General features: G+C 74.2%; 4 protein-coding genes. All 4 read left to right on the top strand.

From position 1 onward, the window contains the following. The first annotated feature begins 254 nt into the window (after positions 1-254). The 4 genes from ACFW2E_RS42495 (at position 255) to ACFW2E_RS42480 (ending at position 4235) form a co-directional block, all read left to right on the top strand. Positions 255-947: an LPXTG cell wall anchor domain-containing protein gene (locus tag ACFW2E_RS42495; protein ID WP_384476207.1), complete on the top strand. Its 693-nt coding sequence runs from the start codon at positions 255-257 to the stop codon at positions 945-947. Between the two features lie 29 nt (positions 948-976). After that, positions 977-1834, top strand: coding sequence for a hypothetical protein (locus ACFW2E_RS42490; RefSeq protein ID WP_384476204.1), 858 nt, complete (start codon positions 977-979; stop codon positions 1832-1834). Next, complete coding sequence (locus ACFW2E_RS42485; protein WP_384476202.1) at positions 1831-2913, top strand: hypothetical protein; 1083 nt, start codon at positions 1831-1833, stop codon at positions 2911-2913. Before ACFW2E_RS42490 ends, ACFW2E_RS42485 begins: the two co-directional genes overlap by 4 nt. A 74-nt stretch (positions 2914-2987) precedes the next feature. Continuing rightward, positions 2988-4235: a hypothetical protein gene (locus ACFW2E_RS42480; protein ID WP_384476210.1), complete on the top strand. Its 1248-nt coding sequence runs from the start codon at positions 2988-2990 to the stop codon at positions 4233-4235. Positions 4236-4311: the final 76 nt, after the last annotated feature.

The following is a 4311-nucleotide window of genomic DNA, read 5'->3' as shown; positions in this document are numbered from 1 at the left end:
ACGCTCACCCGCAGGCGACTTGACCTGCCCCACCCTCGCCACACCACAACCAACGAACGCAGGACATCTAAGTCACCGGCATTGGGCCTAGGCCCGGCCCCGCCCGGGCCACCGAGGGTCACTCCCTCCACCCGAACGCCTTCCCGCGCACGCCGGATCGTCACAACTCCGGTGTGCGCCGTGTCTTCCCTCCTTACCGTCCCCGGCGTACCTTGACGGCCGATCTGATGTACCGTCAGGAATTGGGGTGGGCCGTGCCGTACCCGAAACGAACCGCCGCGCTCGCGTCCGCCGCGGCCCTGGCCGGGTCGGCGGTCCTGCTGGCCGCCCCGGCGGCCCACGCCGACGTCGTCGACGTCAACTACCAGTGCAGGACGCCGATCGGGGACAAGAGCGCCGTCTCGCCCATCGACATCAAGGGCGTCAGGAGCGGCAGCGGTTACAGGATCACCATGTCCTGGCAGAAAGGCGTGTCCTCCAGCCCGGTGGAGCTGGGCAAGGGCGCCATGAACCCGAGTGCCTCGATCAAACTGGACGGCGCCGACAGCGGCACGCTGTCCGTGTCGGGCCCGGCCAACCAGGCCGCGATCCCGGCCAACACCCCGATCAAGATAAACGACTTGAGCGGCACCTACACGCCGAGGAAGACCGGCAAGGTCACCTTCACGGCAGGGGTGCTCACCATCAAGGCGCTCGGCACGACGACGACCTGCACACCGGCCAACAGTCCCAAGCCGTCCCTGACCCTGGACGTGACGGCGGCCGGCGGCGCCTCCGGCTCGTCGGGCTCCTCGTCCCAGAGCGGCACCGACTCCGGCGGCCGGCTCCCGAAGACCGGCCCGGAGGACTCGGTCGTCGCCCTCGGCACCCTCGGCGGCACGGTCCTCCTCGCGGGCGCGGCGGGCGCGCTGTGGCTGACCCGGCGGAATCAGGCCGCACGCCGCTGAACCCCCGGGTCTGACCGCTGGAGCCGCCGATGCCGTCCGCCGCCCGTGTCCTGAGCGTGTCCCTGCTGCCCGCCCTGGTCCTCCCGGCCCTGCTCGCCGCCGCGCCGCGGGCCGAGGCGGCGGACAGCTGGTCCATCGCGCCCTCCGGCGGCGGACGCCCGTCCTTCTACGCCGAGGGCGCGCCCGGGACGGTCCAGCAGGACACGCTGTCCGTGACCAACCGCGGTGCGCGAGGGGTCACCGTACGGCTGCGCGGCACCGGCCTGCGCGTCACCTTCGCCGAGCAGCGCCTGCGCGTCCCCGCCCGCACCCGCGCCGAGGTCCCCTTCACGGTCGCCGTTCCCACGGGGGCCACGCCCGGCGACCTCGCCGGGACCGTCACCGCGCGGGACGGCGACGGCCGTACGGCGACGGTCCCGGTCCATCTGCGCGTGGGCGGCCCCGCGTTGTCGGCGCTGACCGTCGAGCACGTGGCCGTGCAGGCCGACCGCATCACGTACGAGCTGGTCAACCGGGGCACGACCGTCCTGGTACCGAAACTCGCGGTGCGCGCGGACGGGGTCTTCGGCCGGGTCCTGGAGCGCGCCCCGCGCACCCTGCCCGTCCGGCTGCCCCCGGGCCGCCGGCTGCGGCTCAGCGAGCCGTGGCGCGACCGGCCGGCGCTGGACGCGGTCGACGTCCGGCCGACCGAGACCGCCCCGGGCGGGGCACGGGGCGCGGCGAGCGCCTCGGTGCGGTTCGTGCCCTGGGGCGCCGTGGCCGCGGGGTCCGCCCTGGCGGCAGGGGCGGCCGCGTCGGTCGCCGTACGGCGGCGCAGGCGTCGTACGGCCGATGCCGGGGCGGAACCGCCGTGCGCGGAAGTCGAGTCGACGGGAGCGGTGACGTGAGCGGCAAGGTGCGGATCCCGGCGCTGATGGCTGTGCTCGCGCTGCTCCTGCTGCCGTTCGCGGGCACCGCGACGGCGGCGGACGGACCGTCGGTGCGACTCTCCAGGTCCCAGGCGGGTACGGGCGGTTCGGTCACCGTCAGCGGCCGCGGCTGGCGGCCGCACACCCTGCTGATGATGCTCGTCTGCGGCCGGGCCACCCCGTCCCGGGGAGTGATCGGCGGCACCAACTCCTGTGCCAACGGCGACGGCCGGGCGGTCACCACGGACGCCCGGGGCGGCTTCGGCAAGAAGCTGCCGGTCGCCGAGCCGCCGGTGCCGTGCCCGTGCGTGGTGCACGTGGCCACCGTGACCGGGGCGATGGCCGAGGCCGACGCGGTGCTCCAGGTCGCCGGGCACGCCGTCGAACCGCTGCCCGCGGAACCGTCCGGCGGGCGGCTGTCCGTCCTGACCGACACCCGGCTGGAAGGATCCGGCGGGCTGCTGACGTGGTTCGGCGCCCCTCCGTCGCGCACGCTGGTCTTCACCGTCGGCAACGTCGGCTCCTCCGCCGTCAGGAACCCCGTCTTCCAGGTCGGCACCGCGCACGGTGTGTTCGCACCGCAGTGGGACGACCAGCAGTGGCGCGGCACCCTCGGCCCCGGCAGGAAGGCCCGGATCAGGCTGCCCGTCGAACTCGCGGCCGGAGCGCACGGCGACTACACCGTCTCCCTCAAGTACGGCGGCAAGGTTCTCGCCGAGCAGCCGTGGGGCGTGGGCCGTCCCTGGGGCGTGACCCTGTTCTGGATCCTGGTCTGCCTGGTCGTACCGGCCGCGGTGTTCCGCGTCGGGATGGCGGTGGTGGACCGGGTTCGGCCGCGCCGGACGGGCGGCGCCGCCCGCCCCCGAGGCCGTCGTCTGCCCCGGCTCGCCCGGCGCCTGCCGGGGCGCGGCGCCCCGGCAGACGGGCCCACCCCGACTTCGACCCTGCCGTGGTTCACCCCGGACTCCGATCCGGGCACGGCGGCCGGTCGGCTCTCCGCACCGCACGACGACAGCCCGACGAGTCCTACGACTCCCACCAGGAAGGGACCCACGTGAGCATGCGAAGGAGAGTCACACCGGCCGGCCGGCCCGGCGGCGCGAGGAGGACGGCCGCGGCGGGGGCCGCACTGGTGCTCGGCGGGGCGGGACTCCTGCTGGGCGTGGCCACGGCGCCCGCCCAGGCCGCCGAGGTGTCGTTCGCGACCCACTGCGTGCCGCCCGCGGGCATCGACCCCGTCGACGGCACCACCAAGGTCGAGATCACCGCGCCGGCCACCGCGAAGGTGGGCGACACGGTCGACGTGGTGTGGAAGTTCGTGCAGGCCGCGTCGAAGAACCCGGACATCATCGACCTGCCCGCCAACTCCGTTCAGCCGTCCGGCACGCTCAAGGCGGCCGGCGCGCAGACCGCCGGCATCGCGATGCAGGGGCCGCGGGAGAACCCGGCGATCCCCAAGGGCGGCGAGATGAAGCTGTCCGACATGAAGGGCACCCTGAAGCTCACGGCGCCCGGTGAGGTGACGCTCACGCCGGACGCGTACACCGTCAACGCCATGTCGACCGACACCAAGTGCACGCCGAAGGAGACCGTGCAGAAGGCGGCGACCATCCAGGTGTCGGCGGGCAGCGGGGGCACTTCGAGCACCTCGGCCACTCCGACCGCCACGGCCTCGCAGTCGGCATCCCCGACGGACTCGGCCACGGCGACCGCGTCCGCGTCGGCATCCGCCTCTCCGAGCGACGGCACCGGCCAGACCGACTTCACCGGCAAGGAGGTCCAGGTCCCCTACGCCTGCAAGACGCCCATCGGCGACAAGAACGCGACCTCGCCCGTGCAGATCAACGCCAAGAAGGACGGCGGGAGTTTCGACCTCACCGTGCAGTTCAAGAAGTCGGTGATGAACAGCCCGGCCGACATCCCGGCGGATTCCGTGAAGCCGTCGATGGAGGTGGTCCTGGGCGGCGCCGACAAGGGCACGGTGCATGTGGAGGGGCCGACGAACTCCTCGGCCATCAAGTCCGGCGACCCGATCGAGATCCCCGACCTGACCGGCACCTACAAGCCCGGCGCGAGCGGCTCCTCGACCCTGTCCCCGGGCGTCCTGACGATCAAGGCCCTGGGCACGACGACCACGTGCACCCCGACGAAGACGGAGGTCTCCCTGACCCTGGACACCAGCGAGCAGGCGAGCGGCGCGTCCGGCGGCTCGTCGACGTCGGGCGGTTCCTCGTCCGGTGGTGACAGCGGCAGCGGTGGTCTGGCCGAGACCGGTTCGGGCGACCACGGCGCGCTCAAGGCCCTCGGCCTGGTGGCGGGCACCGCGATCCTGCTGGGCGCGGCGGTGTTCACCTTCCTGCCGGGCCGGCGGACCCGCTGAAACGCCCGGAGGGGCGCGGGGGGGCCCCGGGGCGGCGGGCGGGCCCCGGGCCGAACGCCCCGCCCCCGCCGCGGCG

This window comes from Streptomyces sp. NPDC058964 (genome assembly GCF_042741275.1).
Classification (GTDB): Bacteria; Actinomycetota; Actinomycetes; order Streptomycetales; family Streptomycetaceae; genus Streptomyces.
Note: the sequence above shows the minus strand (reverse complement) of the source record. Positions and strands in the feature narration are given on the sequence as shown.